We start from the raw sequence: 19,859 nt of genomic DNA on the forward strand, positions 1-19,859 counted from the left end.
CATATCAGCTCAATATTTGAGCTTGGTATGCCAGAGCGCAGTTTTGAGTTAATTTCGGATTTACTTTGATTTTATTTGAAATCAATACAGACACACCAAATTTTAATAATATATCGATAGGAACAATAACAATGTCAAAAGACACTGATAACCCCAACTCTAACACCTCAAACGAAGCCAGTAAGACCAATAAACCACAAGATACTGTCACTTTTGCTTTAGCTCAATCGCATTTTTTGGTCGGTGATATCGCAACCAATGTCGAAAAAATGCGTACCCTAGCATTACAAGCCCGCGAACAAGGTGCTGACGTTATCGTATTCCCAGAGTTAGCGCTACTAGGCTACCCTCCACAAGATTTATTGCTACGTCCAAGCCTATCAGGCCGCGTCAAGAGCGCTTTATCTACTTTGAGTGATATCGATGATATCGTCATGATTGTCGGCTATCCGCATGTCGATCATCACGGAACTTTTAACTCTGCTGCCATCCTACATAATGGTCATCAAAAAGGCTTTTATCATAAGCAAATTTTGCCAAACTATGGCGTGTTTGATGAGCGTCGCTACTTCGATAAAGGTCGTAATCAAGTTTTATTTGACTATAAAGGCATTACTATTGGTCTGCTTATCTGTGAAGATTTGTGGGAAAAAGGTCCTATCTCTGAGCTTAAAAAGCAAGGTGCTGATTTAATCGTAAGCTTAAACGCTTCACCTTTTGAGATTGAAAAGCAAGACAATCGCAAAACTATGCTGGCCAAGCGTAGCCGTGAAAACAAACTACCTATCGTCTATGTCAATGCTGTCGGCGGGCAAGACGATCTAGTGTTTGATGGCGGATCTATGGCTGTACAAGCTGACGGTAGCATTGCTCATGAAGCACCACGCTTTATGAACCAGTTGCTACTGGCTACGTTAGATGTGAAAACTGCTAAGTTTAACGAGCAGACCAAAGCGCCTCTAACCTTGAGCAGTGAATCTGAAATGTATCAGGCGTTAGTCGTCGGTCTACGCGACTATGTCAACCATTCAGGATTCTCTGGTATTATTGTCGGGTTGTCAGGTGGTATTGACTCAGCATTGACGCTTTGTATCGCTGTTGACGCGTTAGGCGCTGACAAGGTATACGCAGTCATGATGCCATACGAGTACACCTCTCAAATCAGTCTAGAAGATGCTCAAGCACAGGCACGTCGCTTAAATGTTTCTTATACCGTCTGCCCTATTTTTGACGCTGTCGAAGGTATCCGTCATACGCTAGCGCCGTTATTCAATAAGTCACCAGCGGATACGACAGAAGAAAACATCCAAGCGCGCGCTCGCGGTGTTATTTTGATGGCCTTGTCCAATAAGTTCGGGCATTTAGTTATCACGACTGGTAACAAGTCAGAATTGGCAGTTGGTTACTCAACACTATATGGCGACATGGCTGGTGGCTTTGACGTACTAAAAGACGTATATAAGTCTCAAGTTTATAAATTAGCGAGCTATCGTAACCGTTTAGAAGATACGCCTGTTATTCCTGAGCGCGTTATTACTCGTCCGCCATCGGCTGAATTACGTCCAGATCAAAAAGATCAAGACAGCCTACCTGACTACGATGTTTTAGATGGTATCTTGACGTCATATATCGATGAAGATATGGGCTATCAAGAAATCATTGATAAAGGCTTTGATGCTGAGATGGTCGCCAAAGTCATCAAAATGGTAGACAACAGCGAATACAAACGCTTGCAATCTCCTATCGGTACTAAGATTAGCCACAAAGCCTTTGGACGTGAGCGCCGTTATCCATTGGTTAATAAGTGGTCAATCAAAGGTTAATTACTACACACCTCTCAACTTCTACTATCTATAAGTTGAGAGGTACTAGTTAACCAGTTTTACAAGATATCGAATTTTTTACTATTAGCTGGGTGCTTGCCCAGCTTTTTTGGTTTTTATCCACCAAAAATTTCTACACATAGCCATATTTTTTCTACACAGTTTCACCAACTATTTGCCTTAATTATCTTTATTCCTTTTTCGAGTACGTCATGAGTTTGCTAACCGCTAGTGTCTTTCTTCTTTTACTGCTTGCCTTAAGTACCTTTGTCTCTGCTGCTGAGATTGCCATCGCCGCAGGCCGCAAAATCAAGCTCCAAATTATGGCAAAAGAAGGCGATGTTCGCGCACTTGATGTCCTCAATATGCAGGAGCATCCTGGTAGTTTCATCACAGTCGTACAAATAGTACTAAATGCGGTCGCTATTTCAGCTGGTGCCGTGGGTGAATCAGCCATCAGCCCTTATCTCGAGCAGCTATTAAATAGTGAAACGATAGCATCGGTCATATCATTTGTACTCATCACAAGTCTGTTTTCACTACTTGCCGACCTAATGCCTAGGCGTTTGGCCATGTCAAATGCTGAGACGATAGCGGTACGGCTAGTACGCCCGATGATGTTGTTAATATTTATACTAAAGCCCATTATATGGGTGTTCGATGGAGCCGCGAATATCCTGTTTAAGCTTTTTGGCATCTCAACCATACGTCAAGATGATATGACACCAGAAGATATTTATGCAGTGATGGATGCTGGTGCCGAAGCAGGTGTACTAAAGAAGCAAGAGCATCATCTGATAGAAAATATCTTTGATATGCAAGAGCGTACCGTCACCTCAGTGATGAACCCTCGAGAAAATATCGTTTATTTTGATACCAAAACAAGTACCGAAGAAGTCGTGAATATCATGATTGAGCAGCCACACAATAAGTTTTTGGTCTGCCATGATGATGATTTAGAACATATCGTTGGTTATGTGGAATCTCGTAGCTTTCTAGCGTTGGTTTTGAACCAACAAGAAGTTAGCCTGACAAACAAGGCTCTATTGAAGCCAGCACTTTTCGTTCCTGATACGTTGTCTTTGTTTGAAGTATTAGAGATGTTTAAATCTACTGGCGCTGATTTTGCAGTTATTGTAAATGAATATGCACTAGTCGTTGGTGTTATCACCTTAAAGGACGTGATGAGCATTGTGATGGGTGAGTTGGTAACGCTCGAGGAACAACCTATCGTCCAGCGCACTGACAATTCGTGGTTGATCGATGGCATGACCCCTATCGAAGATGTGATTCGTGCATTAGATATCGTTGACTTACCACGCAGTCAAAATTACGAGACTATCAGTGGATTTATGATGTACATGCTCCGAAAAATCCCTAAAAAGACCGACACGATTGAGTATGCCAATTATCGATTTGAGATTATTGCGACTGATAATCTTAAAATCACACAGATGCTAGTAACCAAATTAGCAGATGTCATTTAATTTACGGCTAGTTAAAGAGTGCTTAACTAGCCTATTCACATTTTTTCAAGCACGTTGTCCAAAGATAGCGGTGCCGACACGTACCATCGTTGTGCCGTTTTCTATCGCTTCTGCCATATCACTACTCATACCCATACTAAGCGTGTCCCAGCTATCTAGCTCTGGATAGTCGGCTTTAACCTCTTCAAACAACTGCTTAGTTCGAGCAAATGCGTCCGTGTTTGCTTTAGCAGGGATAATCATCAGACCACGTAACTGTAAACGCTCGTACCCTTTGATCGCTTTTATCAGCTCTGGCAGCTGTGCTGGCAAACATCCGGATTTGCTGTCTTCATTATCGATATTTAACTGTATCAACACATTCAATGGTGGTAGGTCAGCTGGTCGTTGGTCATTTAACCGTTTGGCGATGATATCGCGCTCAACCGTTTGCACCCAATCAAAGTGCTCTGCAATGTCACGTGTCTTATTACGTTGAATACTACCAATATAATGCCAAACGATACTCTCGCCTGCAGGTCGAGCTTTAAGAGCAGTAATTTTTTCGATGGCTTCTTGTAGGTAATTTTCACCAAAATGGTGCTGTCCCTGTTTTGCTAAAATTGCAATCATGTCGGCAGGCTTAGTTTTTGAAACTGCTAGCAAAATTGTATTATTGGGAGATCTACTATCTCGCTCAGATGCCTGTTCATAGGCTTGAGTAATTTGCTCTTTGACTTGCTGCCAATTATTGATAAGCGTCTGGCTATTAACATTGTGATCTTCTTCTTTCATATTCAGCCTTCAATAATTATTAGGTTTCTAAAAAATTTTCAAAAAAATGATTACCCGATATACATGACTATTTTATGCAAATCGTTTAATAAGAAAAAACTAAATATTCTTCATATAGTAATAACCTTAATAAAACTAATTTTGAGTTTTATTAACTTAGTAGATGGTTAAATACTCACAGTCTTGTTATGATATTGTTACATGCTTTAACATATGCTACTGAATGTGCTAGCGATAGTAAAAATAAAATTGGTTATCTCTTTAGCGTTTCTTGTTCCATTGAAATTGCTAATAGATAGTTTACCACGTGCTCTTATAGCATTCTGTTTTACCCGAAATAAGTGATAGGAATAGCGAATTATGGCTGAAAAAAATAATCTAAGCATCGAAGATTTGCTGCGTTTTACAGTTAAACACAAGGCATCAGATTTACATATTTCAGCAGGTATGCCAGCAATGATTCGTGTCGATGGAGAGATGACACGCATCAATATGCCAGAAATGAATCATCAAGCCGTGCATCAACTTATTTACGACATCATGAACGATAAGCAACGCGCTGATTTTGAAGAATTTTTTGAGACAGATTTTTCCTTTGAAATTCCTAATTTAGCACGTTTTCGAGTCAATGCGTTTAATCAGAATCGCGGTGCTGGTGCAGTATTTCGTACCATTCCTTCCAAAGTCCTAACGATGGAAGATCTAGGTATGGGTGATGTATTCAAACGTGTTTCAGAGTTTAAGCGTGGTGTTGTATTGGTAACGGGTCCCACAGGGTCTGGTAAATCAACAACATTAGCAGCGATGATTGACTATATCAATGAAACCCGCAAAGAGCACATTCTCACTATCGAAGATCCGATTGAATTTGTGCATCAATCTAAGAAAAGCCTAATAAACCAACGTGAAGTGCATCGTGATACCTTAGGTTTTGAGCCAGCACTGCGCTCTGCACTACGTGAAGATCCTGATGTCATCCTAGTTGGTGAATTACGTGACCTTGAGACCATCCGCTTAGCTTTAACGGCAGCAGAGACTGGTCACTTAGTATTCGGCACCTTGCATACCAGTTCAGCCGCTAAGACGATTGACCGTGTTATTGACGTGTTCCCAGCTGCTGAAAAAGACATGATTCGCGCGATGCTGTCTGAGTCGTTGCAAGCCGTTATTTCACAAACGCTCTTGCGTCGTCAAACAGGCGGCCGCGTAGCAGCCCATGAAATTATGCTAGGTACCCCTGCTATCCGTAACTTAATACGCGAGAATAAAATTGCCCAGATGTATTCTGCCATTCAAACTGGTGCTGGTGAAGGCATGATCACACTTGATCAGACGTTAAAGAACTTGGTAGGCAGAGGTACTATTAGTAAAGACGTTGCTCGCCCTTACGCAAAACAGCCTGAGGCTTTTTTATAGTTTCAAAAAGATTATAAAAAATGAGCACTAGGGACTATATTTTCATTGGTCTCTACTAGTGACCTCACCCTTATGATTTTAAATAACTTTTAATCGACTTACATCGGATGCAGGTACGATATGGACATTGATAAACTATTGCAGTTAATGATCAATAAAAATGGCTCTGATCTTTTTATTACTGCTGATGTAGCACCTTCCATGAAAGTGAATGGAAAGATACTACCTGTCGGGAAAACGCCCTTGAGTGCTGAGCAAACCATGAGGTTGGTCAAGGGTGTGATGACGCCAAGCCAACGAAAAGAGTTTGAAGATACCAATGAGTGTCAGTTTGCTATTGCTGATGAGGCGCAGCAAGCACGTTTTCGAGTCAGTGCATTTATACAGCGTGATATGGCAGGAATGATTTTACGGAAAATTGAAAATAATATTCCAACGGTCGAAGAGTTACGTTTACCGCCAGCACTAAAAGAGCTGTCCATGAAAAAACGCGGTATTATTTTATTAGTTGGCGCAACGGGTACGGGCAAATCTACTACCCTTGCAGCAATGATAGGACATCGCAATCAAAACTCTCATGGTCATATTATTACGATAGAAGACCCTATTGAATTTGTCCATAAGCATCGCGGCTGTATTATCACCCAACGTGAAGTTGGTATCGATACCCATTCATTTGAAGCGGGCCTAAAAAACACGCTACGCCAAGCACCCGATGTCATCTTAATCGGTGAGATTCGTAACCGTGAAGTCATGAGCTATGCTATTCAGTACGCAGAAACTGGCCATCTAGTGTTTGCAACGTTGCACGCAAACAACGCTAACCAAGCAATTGATCGTATCATTCACTTCTTTGAAACCAGTCGCCATAACCAGTTGTTTATGGATTTGTCATTGAACCTGCAAGCTATTATCGCGCAGCAACTTATCCCCACACCTGATGGTAAAGGAAGACGCGCTGCTATTGAAATCTTGCTAAATTCGCAGCTGATCAGTGACTATATTCGTAAAGGGGAAGTTCATGAAATTAAAGATGTGATGACACGCTCACGAGACAGTGGCATGCAAACCTTTGATCAGGCACTTTTTGATTTGTACGAACAAGGAGAGATAACGTATAAAGAAGCGATTCTACATGCCGACTCCCCTAACGATCTACGCCTCAAAATTAAGCTAAGTAGCAAAAACGGCAAGGCTAATTTAGATGAAGGTGCTGATAGTTTATCGTTAGATGTGAGCTAAGTTATTGAGTTTCCCATACAGAATAGACATATATAAAAACCCTCGTTATAAATAACGAGGGTTTCTTTTATTGTTCGATATCGTAGTACTGGCAGAAACAATCATTGCTAGTGATATAGCAGAAAGTTATTTCGCGCTATCTCTACAGGCTTGATCCGCACAAATACCATATAGCACGAGAGAATGCCCAGATAGTTTAAAACCATGTTTTTCTGCTACTTTCAGCTGCTCTTCTTCAATGACTTCATTATGAAACTCTATAATCTTGCCACACACATCACAAACTAGATGATCGTGATGCTCTTCTTGGGTAATCTCAAATACAGATAGATTGTTTTCAAAGTTATGACGCTCAACAATACCTGCTTGCTCAAACTGTGTTAGGACACGATAGACAGTGGCAAGACCTACGTCTTCACCTTGTTCGATAAGTGCCTTATATACTTCCTCTGCGCTCATATGATGCAGCTCTGCGCTTTCTAATAGCTCTAAAATTTTGATACGAGGTAACGTGACCTTGAGTCCTGCTCTACGTAAATCTTGATTGGTAAAAGAAGCCATAATATCCCTTTTGACTGTGACAGCCTTAACAAATAGAAAATATGAGATAAATAATCAACAAAGATTATTTTTATTTAATATAAAGTAAATGATTAATAATAAACTGATGAAACTTATGCAGACATCTCTCTTATTATTTTCTAAATATCGAGATGCAAGCCTATGAATTTAAAATATAATTAATCTAACTATTCAGATTGTGTTTGGTAAATAATGTCGTAAGTGGTAGGCAATTGCAAGTAAATGACGTATCATTTGTCCAAGATTGTCGGTCAGACTGGTACCACCTAACGCTGGCCACACCTAATTCATTTCTTATGAGTCATCTTACCATGATAAAGACATTAAATTTCCGTCCGTTAAGCCACACAAGCGCATTACGTAAGATCGTTATCACCAGTATGCTTAGCGCTACTGTTGCTATGTCTGGCTGCTCATTATTGAGTGTTTATAAGATTGATTTGCCACAAGGCACAGCGATTACTCAAACCCAAGCCCAGAAGCTAAAAGTGGGGATGAATCAAAACCAAGTTCTTTATACTCTTGGCAGCCCTGCGATTCGAGATACGCTTGAGCCTAAACGCTGGGATTATATCTATGACTACAAAGCAGGCACTGAAGGTAGCCGTAAAGGCATCGCAGATGTCAAAAACGCTAGCCAGCATTTAGTTGTTTACTTTGATGATAATGGTTTGGTCACGCGCATCGAAGGTATTGAGAGTCTGCCAGCATCATAGTTAGCGGAACCTATTAGCTTAGATAGTTAACGGTTTAGCTACGAGATTTATTTTTGCGCTGAGACATAGGATCAGCGCTTAAACTACGATATACCTCGATACGGTCAAAAGGCTGTAGCAAATAGCTTAATGGCTGTTTCTGTGCATAAATCCCTACATGCCAACGTTTCGCAGTTGGCGTGGTGATACCTATTACTTGCTCACACCATTCTGCCAGTTCTACAAATTTCTCAAGCCACCCTGCTTGCGACAATGCTTCATGCAAACTAGTACCTTGTTTAACCTGCAAAGCTAGATAATACTGGCGCTGCTCATCTTCAGCATACGCCAGATATACTGTCATTAGATTGGCTTGCGTAGACTGTGGCACACTGCTGTCACGACCTTCAACTGTTAGCTCAACCACTGCATCACCCAACCTATCAATGCTAGCAGTAATGCTAATGGTACGACTAAACGTATCGCCACTCGCCACAAGTTATAAACTGCTTCATTGCTGAAATTTAACGACTTACGTAGATGGCTAATCTTCATCTGCCAACCCGCAAATACTGATAATAATAGTACAGCAATGCTACTAATAATGACCAAGATCCCTACTAACCATGCTGCCGGAATCGCAACCACTAGTAATAAAGCTACAGCAAAAGTGATTATCAAACTAACTAATAATCCAAATTTATGCGTTAACTGTTGCGTGCTGTAATGTAGCAAATAACTGGCCACAAATAACACCCCACCCCAATATAACAGCTGTCCAATTGGCGGTAGCGACATACCACTAGTAAATAAAGCCACTACTCCTATCAGCAGTTGCAACACCCAAATCGGTAATACTAGCTTGGTTGCACGGTACTCACGAGTAGCCGCTCTGTTTTTTACTTGCTGATTGTTTGCTTCTACCGCTGTGACTGTTTGCTTACTCACCAAGTTCTGACCGAACCAGTATAGTCCTGTACCTGCACCAACACTGACTAATGCTAACGCGACTGCGCGTGCCCATTCCGTCAAACTGACATCAGTCATGGCAAAACCAGCATTTGGCACACCGTTTGCGAACCCTAGCAGCAAACCTATTACTATCAATCCTAAACCAATAGGTAAAGGCGTAACACCCAGCAAGCTTAAAAGTAACGCAATGACCATCAGGCCTGCAGCAACTGCGAAGCTAGGTACATCGGGTACGCTATTTAGCTCAGTTAATGCAGACAATATACCTGTACTTGCGCCAGATATAACCAGCGCTGCAATCACAATAGAAACCAGCGCTGCTAACCAACCAAAGCTGCGCCATATCGGACTGACATCTGCTTCACGAGTGAGCTTTTGCATACCCGCTAGAGGTCCTTCGACACTGCGATAGGCCAATGCTATCTCAGCGTAAACAACTGGTAGCGCAACCAATACCATGGCTAATAGCCATAGTAACCAAAAATCAATCTCACCAATTGACGCAGGTGCAAACCAACGAAATAGCAATAACGGTAGTAGCGCCGAGATAAAATAAGAGGCATAACGGATCATCATAATTTCAATCCAAACGATCTAATTAATACCATTCACAAAAACTGGGTTAGCAAATAAAACAAGTGCAAGTACTACGCATAATAGACTGAACATGTTTGGCAAGGCTAATCGTATTTTGAGAATTGGTATAAAGTGAATAACGATAATTTATAATTATACAGAGCAACGACTGGCTTCTGTAAATGAATTCAGCTAAATACTGTCTTAATGTAAGGGACAAACAGTTATAAAAAAACCCCGAAATCGGGGTTTAGTCATTCAGATATAATCAATATGCGATTCAGTACTCAGTGGCTTTACTCAATGGCCTTCTATGCAAAGCAAAGCATGTATCAGATATTGAATGAGTGCGACTCAATTAGTGAATAGCACTTACATAATCTGACAAGATACGAATGTCACGATCTGATAGTTTCGATGCAACCGTTTGCATCATACCCATCTCACCTTCTTTGGCTGCATCATTGACTCGTTTTTGATCATCGCTATCGATATCATCAACACGTCCAGCGGCACGGAATAGTTTTAGCTGAGTAGCAATATACTGAGCATGCTGTCCACCTAGTTTTGGAAATGCGGCCCAAGTATTACCTGCAGCATCTGGACCATGACAGCCTGCACAGCCAATAACACCGCGCGACTTATCACCGCCCAAGAATAGCTTAGTCGCTTCTTGGTTGGTTGCAGGATTGCCGTAGCCAACGCCCCAAGGCGCTTGACTGGCGTAATAACCTGCTACGTTTGCTAGGTCTTGCTGAGATAGATTAGCAACCTGTGATTGCATGATACCGTTTTTGCGATAACCTGCTTTAAAGTTGACTAGCTGTTTATATAGGTACTTTACGTTTTGGCCGCCAAGGTTTGGCTGTGCAGGAACAATGCTGACGCCATTAAGACCATGACAAGCGGCACAAACGGTTTCTGCAACTTTTTGACCTGCATTGACGTCATATTCAGGAACAATAATAGCAGCTTGTACGCTGAAACTTGCAACGCATAAGCTGGCAGCAGCGATTAACTTTTTCATTGATACAAATCCTACTAGCTCGGCGTAAGCATTATTTAGAGTGATTGCACTGGTAAGATACCTGATATAGCCGCCTCTTTAATCATGAGAATGGCATATATTTTGAGGTCTTGGACACAAGCAGTCTGAAAGTACTTACTAACATCAGGGTTTATTTTCGATTATTATAGCAAGACTTTGTATCATTTGCCTACTTAATCATAGTATCCATCAGTTTTCTGGCAACACAATATACAATATGACGCAAAAACAAAAAGCGCAGATAGGTCATCAACCCAGCGCTTTATTTTCTATGTTCAAATTATATTTATAAGTCAATTATTTGCTCATATATTCGATAAGTTTACGATAATCGTCATCACTACATTTGGCGCAAAGACCACCTGCTGGCATCTGTGGCATACCACCTTTGACGGACTTGATAAGCGTCGGCATACTTTTTTGTTTAATCAGCTGTTGCCATTTGGCACTATCACCTTTTTTAATGGCATTTAACGCCCCACTATCGTGACAGGCTGCACATGAGTTATTATAGGTAGTGGCGATATCCGCCGCACCTGCGCTGCTAATCATAATGCCACTTAATAATAGTGCAGCACTGCTAGCCATTATAGCGGGATAACTCGTGCTAAGAAGTTTACTGATTGAAAACATAGAGCACCTCCTCGTGATATTTCACGTGTCTCATCAATCGTTCTATTAAACATCTCTCGTTAAACATTGTAACAATATATGTCACATAAACATAGAGAATTTGGATATGGCTTTGTTAAAGCTGAGAACTTGTCGTAATGACTGGCCAACTTTAATGTTATCCTACTATTTATATGATGCTAATCGCAGTTATTTCAATAAGTAAGACACGGAATAGTATAGAATAGCCAGTAATATTAAATAGCTACTTTTATGATTTGCACATAACTGTATTGATAAAAAACTGCCTTTTAACTTGATTTACCTATTGCTTTACCAATTACCTGACCGCACCGATGACTTGAATCATCAGCTGACTAAAATTTTATAATCGCATCCAATTTTTTAAGATTAATGAGCCATTTATGAGTACCCCGTTTAACGATGTCGCCGCTGAACATGCCTTGTTCAATACCAAATCTCGTCAGAAAATTCAGCAAACTGAGTTTATGATGTCAGCACCTACCTTTCGTCTCTGTCCTCCTGATATGGGATTGGAAGTCGCTTTTGCAGGTCGATCAAATGCTGGCAAATCATCAGCCATCAACGCCTTAACCAATCAGCGTCAATTGGCTCGCTCGTCTAAAACACCTGGACGCACGCAGATGATTAACTTTTTTAGTATCGGTGATACTGACAGACGTTTGGTCGATTTGCCTGGTTACGGCTATGCAGCTGTTCCGCTAGAGATGAAAAAAGAATGGCAAGTTGAGCTAGAAGAATACTTAGTATCACGCTCAAGCCTTGCAGGTCTGGTTCTGATGACAGACATTCGTCATCCGCTTAAGTTTTTTGATGAGCAAATGCTGCACTGGGCAAACGATGGTGAACTACCAGTACATATTCTGCTGACCAAAGCAGATAAACTGAAGTACGGTGCTTCTAAAAACGCCCTCCTTGAGACTCGTAAACGCCTGAAAAAACTGGGCTTAAACTGTACCATTCAGTTGTTTTCGGCCCTCAGAAAAGAAGGTCTCGATGAGTTGGCTGGGATAATGGGCAACTGGTATGAGTATCAGCTTGATGCAGACAAAATCATCGAGTCTTCTTTTGCATTGCTAGAAGGCGCTGAGTTAGAAGATGCTATTGAAAAAGAAAGCGTTGAAAAAGAGAGCGTTGATAAAGAAAACAAATAGATATCGTTGTTTTTAACAAAAAAGGGTTTATCGCTATTACGATAAACCCTTTTTTATTGTCTGTTTATTAACTCATTATTATCATCGGTGTGCTATCAGAATAACGAGAATTATAAAATTAGCTCTATCCGCATAGCAAATCCACTAGCGCTTGTGGAGTATCAACCTGATAGGTTGGGTTTTGCTTAGCAAGCTCTGCACTGGTTGCCGTACCATAGTTCACCGCTATACTGGTCATGCCTAGTGCTGTTGCCATTTGAATGTCATAGATACTGTCGCCGATAAACACAGCATCAGAAACCTGCTGCTGCGTATAATCCAAGATATCGGTCAACATCTGCGGATCAGGTTTGGAGCCTGACTCATCAGCACAACGCGTAATCGCAAAATAATCATGGCTATCTGAGGCATCTAATACACGATCTAGCCCTTTTCTTTTTTTACCCGTTGCTACGGCGAGCGTTTTGCTTTGCTGTTGCAAAGTTTGCAACATACGCTCTATTGGTTCAAAGAGCGGCGTACTGTGACTATTGGCAATATAGTACTCTGCATAGGTTTGCTGAATGGCAAGCAACTGCGCATCGTTTGCTTGCGGATATAAAATCTTAATCCCATTCATTAAGCTCAGACCAATGATATCTTTTACGGCTTTATCAGTCGTCTTAAACCTGTGTGCTTCCCCAGCTACATGCATAGAATCAACAATCAGGCCGATTGAATCCATTAGCGTGCCGTCCCAATCAAAAATAATCAACGTCTTATCAGACAGATTGTGTTCTGCTGATGGTTGAGTATTTATGACGCTTTCTGAAATTGTAGCTGGTTTGGTCATGGAGTTACCTTAATGAATAAAAGTAGTAAATAGCAGATACTAAAACGTCACGGTGGCTTATTCGTAAAAATAAGATATCGTGACGTTTAGGAAAATACAAAATAGTTTGACTTAAGAATTTATTTTGAAAAACTATTCAGGCAATTTCGTTGTTTCTGGCAACCAATCTGCCATCTCTTCTGGCAATGGCGCAGTAATAGTCTTGTAGCCTGGAATATCTAAGCGCCATGCATGTAAACATAGACGATGGACACCTGATTTATCATGGACGTTATATTTGTCATCACCCAAGATGGCATGACCGATATGTGCTAAATGCACACGGATTTGATGAGTGCGACCCGTCAATGGCTTGGCTTCAATTAAGCTGACTGGCTGACTATTAATCATAAAGCGATCATGAATAATAATATCAGTCTGGCTTTCTTTCGCTTGTGGGTCTTGGCTATCTACTTTCACTCGGCGCTCACCACTTGCAAGCGTGTAACGTAGCAATGGCGCATTGATACGCTGCTCATTAAGCGCAGGTTGACCTTTGGCAAGACATAGATAGTGCTTTTGAATGGTCTTATCTACCAAATGCTGCTGCAATACTTTGAGCGTTGAGCGTTTTTTGGAAATCATAAGTAGCCCTGATGTGTCTTTGTCGATGCGATGGATCAGCTCTAAGTATTTTTTACCTGTCACTTCACGCATGGCTTCGATAACCCCAAAGTCCAAGCCGCTACCGCCATGCACAGCGATACCAGAGGGCTTGTTTAGCACTAACAAACCGTCATCTTCATAGACCACACGAGCCAGCAAGCTTTTGGCAAATTCGGTACTAATAATTGGTTTTTCACGCGTTGCTAGCTCTACAGGGGCGATACGTACCACATCTTCACGCTGCACTCTATCGTGTGCTTTACAGCGCTTATTATTGACGCGTATCTCATCTGAGCGAATCATTTTATAGATATGTGACTTTGGCAAACCTTTTAGACGGTTTAACAAAAAGTTATCCAAACGCTGGTCATGTTGATGGCGCGTTACTTCGAGGTAGTTCACCTTACCGAAGTTGCTAATCTCATCGTCAGCGCTTTGTGGGCGTGTTTTGCTATTAAAAATAGCAGGGGCTTCATGGGTAGTAGCGTCGTCAGTCATTTTTGAGTTTGTCATTTTTAGTTAGGTATTTACACAAAGATTTGCTATAGTTTAGCATGTTGAGCGACAATTAAGCAGAGGCGACAGCAATAATCATTGTTGTTACAAATAGTTGACCACCATTTTATTGCTTGTTAGTTTTCCACTACTTGCCAGTAAAGAGGTTGACGCTATTTATCCTGCTGACCTGACACGTTTCATCTGATTTTAGGGCGCGTTATTTATTTAGAGGTATTACTTACCAAATATAGCCCTACAAATTAAAAATACTGTACTGAATGTTATTCGGTACCATAAAATAAATAGTGACACTAAATACCTTCGAGTTAATAACGCTGATAATAAATCAGCTTATTAACCGATTACAACACAACACTGACTCACTAATTGCATGACAACGACCGTAATCGATAACCAATCATTATTTAATGACTATTTATCTGATGGTTCTTTATGCCAGCATAGTTGAGCAAGTATGGGTAGTTTAGCGTTAGGATCGAAAAGTATATCGATAGCTGCCTAAGTATTGGTGGTCAAACAGATGACGATAACAATGTAAATACGATACCACGCTGACAAGCTGGTCCATTACTCTGTTTGCCAAGTACGCCCCGCTGATAACAAAAGCTGCGACACCTAACCTTGAGACACCCAAGATATTATTGACGTTATACAAAGAACGATAAACAAAGAGTAACCAATTGCTTCGCCTGAATAAACAACCGCTGAATGACGCCACTATATAGTAGCAACCATGACCGCGATATTATTGTTAGACTTTGATGGATGAATGGCAACAGCACCACGCCTTTTTAATATCAGTATTTTTTAGAACTGTAACTGACCCTCGCCCACGCTTACAACGTGCGCTGAAATCACTACCAATAGAACGTACTGAGAATAAGAACGCTTTGACTCGCTGACCCAATCATATATGTACCAAGTTTACTGATGATAAAATATAAGTACCGTAGCCTTACACCCTATATTACTGATATTAACGTGAGCACCGCTCATTACTTCAGGTAAAAAAGAAGCCATTGAAAAAGCCCATGTGCTTTATAAACCCACGATTTACGTTCTACCGTTAATGAACATCTAAACACGCTAATCACAATATTAGCCACACTTGCCACTATGTCCTAAAGACTGTCTTATCGTTGTCATGCGTACTCATAGGATACAAATATGAAACGCATTTTGATCAACGCTACTCAAAACGAAGAGATTCGGGTCGCCTTATGTAAAGGCAATCATCTGTACGATTTCGACCTAGAAAACCGTACTCGCGAGCAAAAAAAATCTAACATCTATAAGGGTCATGTGACCCGTGTCGAGCCATCGCTCGAAGCAGTATTTGTCGAATATGGTTCTCAGCGCCAAGGTTTTTTGCCAATTCGTGAAATCTCTGCTGAATACCTAAGCGGCAACCCACGTGACGAAAACATCAAAAAACTGATCAAAGAAGGCGACGAGCTAATCGTCCAAGTCGAAAAAGAAGAGCGCGGCAATAAAGGCGCTGCCCTATCGACGTATGTCTCATTAGCCGGTCGTTATCTGGTATTGATGCCAAACAACCCTCGCGGCGGTGGTATCTCACGTCAAATCTCAGGCAAACTGCGTGAAGATATGAAGCGTATGCTGAGCAATCTTGATTTACCAAAAGGCATGAGTGTCATCATCCGTACTGCTGGTATTGGTAAAACGCAAGAAGACTTGCAGCACGATCTAAACCACTTGCTCAATATTTGGCAAGCCATTCAAGAACAAAACCAAAAATACCCATCACCGCGCTTGGTTCACCAAGAAGCGGGCGTTGTCACACGTGCTGTTCGTGATTATCTACGTGATGATATCGCTGAGATTTGGATTGATAACGAAAACGCTTATATTGAAGCGGCCGGTTTTATCGATGCGGTAATGCCAAAACAAGCCGAAAAGCTACGCAAATATACTGATTATGAGCCGATGTTTTCGCGCTTTAATATCGAAAAGCAAATCGAAACCGCTTATCAGCGCGAAGTTCGCCTGCCATCAGGTGGTTCAATCGTTATTGACCAAACAGAAGCACTGGTTTCTATTGATATCAACTCAGCTAAGTCAACCAAAGGCTCAGACGTTGCTGAGACTGCTTACCATACCAACTTAGAAGCAGCTGATGAGATTGCCCGTCAGCTTCGTTTGCGTGATATGGGTGGTTTGATCGTCATTGATTTTATTGACATGAATGACAATAAGCATCAAAAAGAAGTAGAAAAACGTCTGATTGATGCGACCAAATATGATCGTGCGCGTGTTCAGTTTGGTGATATTTCTAAGTTCGGTCTGATGGAAATGAGCCGTCAGCGTCTACGTCCTTCATTAGAAGAGTCAACAGGCTATATCTGCCCACGTTGTCATGGCAACGGTATGATTCGTGACTTACGTTCATTGTCACTATCTATCATGCGTCAAATTGAGCAAATAGCTCTTAAAGAACGTCAAGGTGAAGTACAAGCAGAAGTCCCGACAGACATCGCTGCATTCTTGTTAAATGAAAAGCGCGATAGCTTGGTTTATCTTGAGCAAGACAGTGGCACGCGTATCACTATTTTGCCACACGCGCATTTAGAATCACCAAACTTCAAGCTTCACTTCAATCGTGATGGTTTTGCACCATCGAGCTATGAGCGTATCACTGATACTCAGCAACAAGAGCATAGTGACCTTGGCTACAACGTTGACTGGCAGACTGCTGAAAAAGAGCGCCCTGAACAGCAGCCTACTCGCCAGCCTCGTAAAACTGCAGATGATAAGCAGAGCCGCTCAAACACACAGCCGAATGCAGCCACGCAAGCACAGAACGATACGGTAAATCATAGCAATGATCGTCGTAATCATAAAAATACTAACGACGTGTCGCCTGCACATGCACCGCAAGCTAATAAAACTGCTAGTGTTGCCGCTCCAGTAGCACCGCAGACACAGAGTGTCGAAGCTACTGCTCAACCAAAAGCCGTCGCGTGGTTATCAAACCTATTTGCTCAAGCACCGCAAGCTACTACGACACCTAGTGTCAGTAGCCGAGATGCCGCTGAAGCAATCGAAGCGCTAGTAAACACGGGCGCGCAAAGCTTAGGCTCGTTTGGTCAAGTTGATAGCAATGCCTTGAATAGTGCCGCTGCAACTAGTGAGCAGCCAACTCAACAAAACAACAGTCAGAAAAACGACAGCCAACAGTCAGATAATAACACTAACCGTCAACAGGCGCGTCGTAATGACAGCGATGCTGACGACAGCAGCAATGAAGACAGAAGAAGACGTAAGCCGCGTAAGTCTAGATCTTCTAAACCGCGTCAAAGAAAAGAGACGACTGACGAGAATACTGGCAACGTAAACAGTAGCTCAGAAAGTGCTAACTCAAATAATGTTGATGACAAATCGTCTGATACTCAAGACCAAAGACAGCAAGACAAGCGTCAGAACGATAACAGACGCACGAACGATCGCAATCGTAATAACCGCCAAGATAGCAATCAACAGAGCAGCAATCGTAACGCAAGCGAGCGCAGTGATGCTGATAACGAAAACAGCTCTAAAGCAGATGAGCAAACTCGTACTAAGCGTAAATCGCATAGCCAACGCGGCTCACGCGGTAAGCTAGAGCGCGGTGAGACACTAACGGCTGACAGTGTCAAACAGAGCAAGCAGCAGAACGCTAGAAACAACGATGCTGCCAATAGCAAAAATCAATCTAGCGCACGTCGTAATCAAGACCCTAACGAGGTCGTGCTACAGGTTAATGAAGCGCCAACTGAGCTAAAAGCCCCTGAAGTGGTCCATCTATCTTTAGATGATAGCAAATCCACACAGGCCAAAACTCAGCCTAGTGAGAAGCAAAGCGCGACAAATAATGTAGCAAAAGATGAGCGTTCAAACGAAACAGCTGCTCAAAAACCTACTGATAAGCATAGTAGCAATGAGCAGAATATTGATAAGCAAAACACCAGTGCTTCGAATGCTGTTAAGAAAAATGATAACGAAAAAAGTACGGTGGAAGCAAATGCTAATCAGGTAAATAATGATAAGCGTGCATCTACCGAACAAGCTAAGGTGCAAAACGATGTACCTAAGCATGAGCAGGCTGCTGAAGAGAAAAAAGCACCTGTAGTTGTAGAAGCTCAATCGACCTCTACGAGTTACACCGAAAGTAAAGCGGAAGCTCCAACGTCGGCAACTGCTGATACTGAAAAAGCTACAGAGACTCCAAAACAGCAGGAAACCAAGACTGCTGAAAATGTGAGTAAGGGCGATGAAGCTCAAAATACCCAGGCTGACATTAATAGTGCAAGCACAAGTAATGTAAGTAACTCAGCACTCGAGCTGACCCATGAAGCACTATTTGGCGCACGTTACGTGACTGCTGAGAAATTTGGTCAAGCGAGTAACGATCCACGTGTAGTACTTGATCAGCAAGCCGCTCGAGCGGACAAGCCAGCTGCTACTAATGTGCCAGCTGCTACTAATGTGCCAGCTGCTACTAATGTGCCAGCAATACGTGGCACGGTTGGTGAGTTTATTCGTGCCACGCTACCAGAGGCACAAACTCGCTTAGCAGAAGAAGGCATTATCAACTGCTTTATCGCGACTATTGCGTTGCATAATGAGCAAGCTCAGAGTGCTGATAATAGTTCTGATACTGCTAGCCAGAGCTTTGACTTTAGCAACTATGGCTATCAACCATTGGCTGCCGACTACCTTGCACGCTTTGAATTGATGACCCAAGCTGTCAGTCAATTCGCAGCAGCACAAGGTAAGACAGACGTTGAGCCACGTGCTATCACTAAGCGTGCTAGCAACGATCCGCGCGGACAGCACCCTGATTATCAGGAACCCGCTGTATTGAGCGTACCTGCTGAACAAGTAAGTGACGCGGAACCAGCTATCACTGAGCAAACCGATAGCGAAGTCGATGCGCATGACATTGAAGCGACTGCCCTCGCCAATCAGGCTCAAACTGATGATATCAGTGCTAATAGTGAGCAATTGCTAGAAGTCGAGCGTGCTCAGTCAGAGGCTAAGGATGCAGAAGTCGAAATCCCTGCAGAGCAAACTGTCAATGAGGTAGAAGACGCTGCAGAAAACGTGTTAGAGACTGAGCAAACGACTGAATCGGTAGTAGTAGAAGCTAGCAAAGACGACAGTCAGGCAGCTAAGTCTAAGACGACCATAGCCAGCTATAAAAACATGATCGAAAATGTGGCTGAGCAATTACTACCACAGACCGGTATGTTTAATCTGACTACGCCAAAAGTACCAAAGGCGCGCAGTCGTAAGCCTAAGACGGATCACAAAAAGCTGACGCAGGCTGAAAAGCTCGCATCTGATGATACCGACAGCGATAGCTAGTCACATAAGCTCAAACGTAAAAGCCCCAAAGCTATTCGTAGCTTTGGGGCTTTTTATTTTAATACAGTCAAAA

15 protein-coding genes are annotated in these 19,859 nt (G+C 42.1%); 7 read left to right on the forward strand and 8 right to left on the reverse strand.

Annotation, left to right across the window (positions count from 1 at the left end; translation table 11 throughout):
- The first annotated feature begins 131 nt into the window (after positions 1 to 131).
- Together DXK30_RS07880 and DXK30_RS07885 are read left to right on the forward strand one after the other, a co-directional pair.
- The gene (locus DXK30_RS07880) at positions 132 to 1,823 is read left to right on the forward strand and encodes an NAD+ synthase (protein WP_114701242.1); all 1,692 of its coding nucleotides are present in this window, start codon (positions 132 to 134) and stop codon (positions 1,821 to 1,823) included.
- Between the two features lie 212 nt (positions 1,824 to 2,035).
- A complete protein-coding gene (locus tag DXK30_RS07885; protein ID WP_114701243.1) occupies positions 2,036 to 3,310 on the forward strand; it encodes a hemolysin family protein in 1,275 nt (424 codons plus the stop codon).
- A 45-nt stretch (positions 3,311 to 3,355) separates the two neighbouring features.
- Here DXK30_RS07885 and DXK30_RS07890 read toward each other — a convergent pair whose 3' ends face one another.
- A complete protein-coding gene (locus DXK30_RS07890; protein ID WP_114701244.1) occupies positions 3,356 to 4,084 on the reverse strand; it encodes a YggS family pyridoxal phosphate-dependent enzyme in 729 nt (242 codons plus the stop codon).
- Between the two features lie 360 nt (positions 4,085 to 4,444).
- Between DXK30_RS07890 and DXK30_RS07895 the strand changes: the two genes are divergently transcribed.
- Entirely contained in the window at positions 4,445 to 5,500 is a 1,056-nt protein-coding gene (locus DXK30_RS07895; RefSeq protein WP_114701245.1) for a type IV pilus twitching motility protein PilT, read from the forward strand.
- Between the two features lie 120 nt (positions 5,501 to 5,620).
- Positions 5,621 to 6,742, forward strand: coding sequence for a PilT/PilU family type 4a pilus ATPase (locus tag DXK30_RS07900; RefSeq protein WP_114701246.1), 1,122 nt, complete (start codon positions 5,621 to 5,623; stop codon positions 6,740 to 6,742).
- Positions 6,743 to 6,868: 126 nt separating this feature from the next.
- On the opposite strand, the gene fur is transcribed toward DXK30_RS07900, so the two are convergent.
- Positions 6,869 to 7,303 carry a ferric iron uptake transcriptional regulator gene (fur, locus tag DXK30_RS07905; RefSeq protein ID WP_057758249.1) on the reverse strand — a complete coding sequence of 145 codons (435 nt, stop codon included), beginning with the start codon at positions 7,301 to 7,303 and terminating at the stop codon, positions 6,869 to 6,871.
- 317 nt (positions 7,304 to 7,620) lie between these two features.
- Between fur and DXK30_RS07910 the strand changes: the two genes are divergently transcribed.
- Positions 7,621 to 8,040, forward strand: coding sequence for an outer membrane protein assembly factor BamE (locus DXK30_RS07910; RefSeq protein ID WP_057758247.1), 420 nt, complete (start codon positions 7,621 to 7,623; stop codon positions 8,038 to 8,040).
- A gap of 34 nt (positions 8,041 to 8,074) precedes the next feature.
- Here the strand turns inward: DXK30_RS07910 and DXK30_RS07915 are convergent, their stop codons facing one another.
- From DXK30_RS07915 to DXK30_RS07930, 4 genes are all read right to left on the reverse strand, one after another.
- Positions 8,075 to 8,446 (reverse strand): RnfH family protein, encoded by a 372-nt coding sequence (locus DXK30_RS07915; RefSeq protein ID WP_227670713.1) that lies wholly within the window; start codon positions 8,444 to 8,446, stop codon positions 8,075 to 8,077.
- Entirely contained in the window at positions 8,434 to 9,567 is a 1,134-nt protein-coding gene (locus DXK30_RS07920; RefSeq protein ID WP_114701247.1) for a hypothetical protein, read from the reverse strand. The genes DXK30_RS07915 and DXK30_RS07920 overlap by 13 nt, the downstream gene beginning before the upstream one ends.
- A gap of 358 nt (positions 9,568 to 9,925) precedes the next feature.
- Positions 9,926 to 10,594, reverse strand: coding sequence for a c-type cytochrome (locus DXK30_RS07925; protein ID WP_101205531.1), 669 nt, complete (start codon positions 10,592 to 10,594; stop codon positions 9,926 to 9,928).
- 318 nt (positions 10,595 to 10,912) lie between these two features.
- On the reverse strand, positions 10,913 to 11,248 hold the full coding sequence (locus DXK30_RS07930) for a c-type cytochrome (RefSeq protein WP_114701248.1): 336 nt from the start codon (positions 11,246 to 11,248) through the stop codon (positions 10,913 to 10,915).
- Positions 11,249 to 11,652: 404 nt separating this feature from the next.
- On the opposite strand from DXK30_RS07930, the gene yihA reads away from it, so the two are divergent.
- Positions 11,653 to 12,423 (forward strand): ribosome biogenesis GTP-binding protein YihA/YsxC, encoded by a 771-nt coding sequence (gene yihA / locus DXK30_RS07935; RefSeq protein ID WP_114701249.1) that lies wholly within the window; start codon positions 11,653 to 11,655, stop codon positions 12,421 to 12,423.
- A 124-nt stretch (positions 12,424 to 12,547) separates the two neighbouring features.
- Here the strand turns inward: yihA and DXK30_RS07940 are convergent, their stop codons facing one another.
- Together DXK30_RS07940 and DXK30_RS07945 are read right to left on the reverse strand one after the other, a co-directional pair.
- Positions 12,548 to 13,255, reverse strand: a complete 708-nt coding sequence (locus tag DXK30_RS07940) for an HAD family hydrolase (protein WP_114701250.1) — start codon at positions 13,253 to 13,255, stop codon at positions 12,548 to 12,550.
- Between the two features lie 132 nt (positions 13,256 to 13,387).
- Positions 13,388 to 14,398 (reverse strand): RluA family pseudouridine synthase, encoded by a 1,011-nt coding sequence (locus DXK30_RS07945; RefSeq protein ID WP_114701531.1) that lies wholly within the window; start codon positions 14,396 to 14,398, stop codon positions 13,388 to 13,390.
- 1,188 nt (positions 14,399 to 15,586) lie between these two features.
- Between DXK30_RS07945 and DXK30_RS07950 the strand changes: the two genes are divergently transcribed.
- Positions 15,587 to 19,786, forward strand: a complete 4,200-nt coding sequence (locus DXK30_RS07950) for an Rne/Rng family ribonuclease (protein ID WP_114701251.1) — start codon at positions 15,587 to 15,589, stop codon at positions 19,784 to 19,786.
- Positions 19,787 to 19,859 lie beyond the last annotated feature (73 nt).

Origin of the sequence: Psychrobacter proteolyticus (assembly GCF_003350005.1) — a bacterium.
Lineage (GTDB): Bacteria > Pseudomonadota > Gammaproteobacteria > Pseudomonadales > Moraxellaceae > Psychrobacter > Psychrobacter proteolyticus.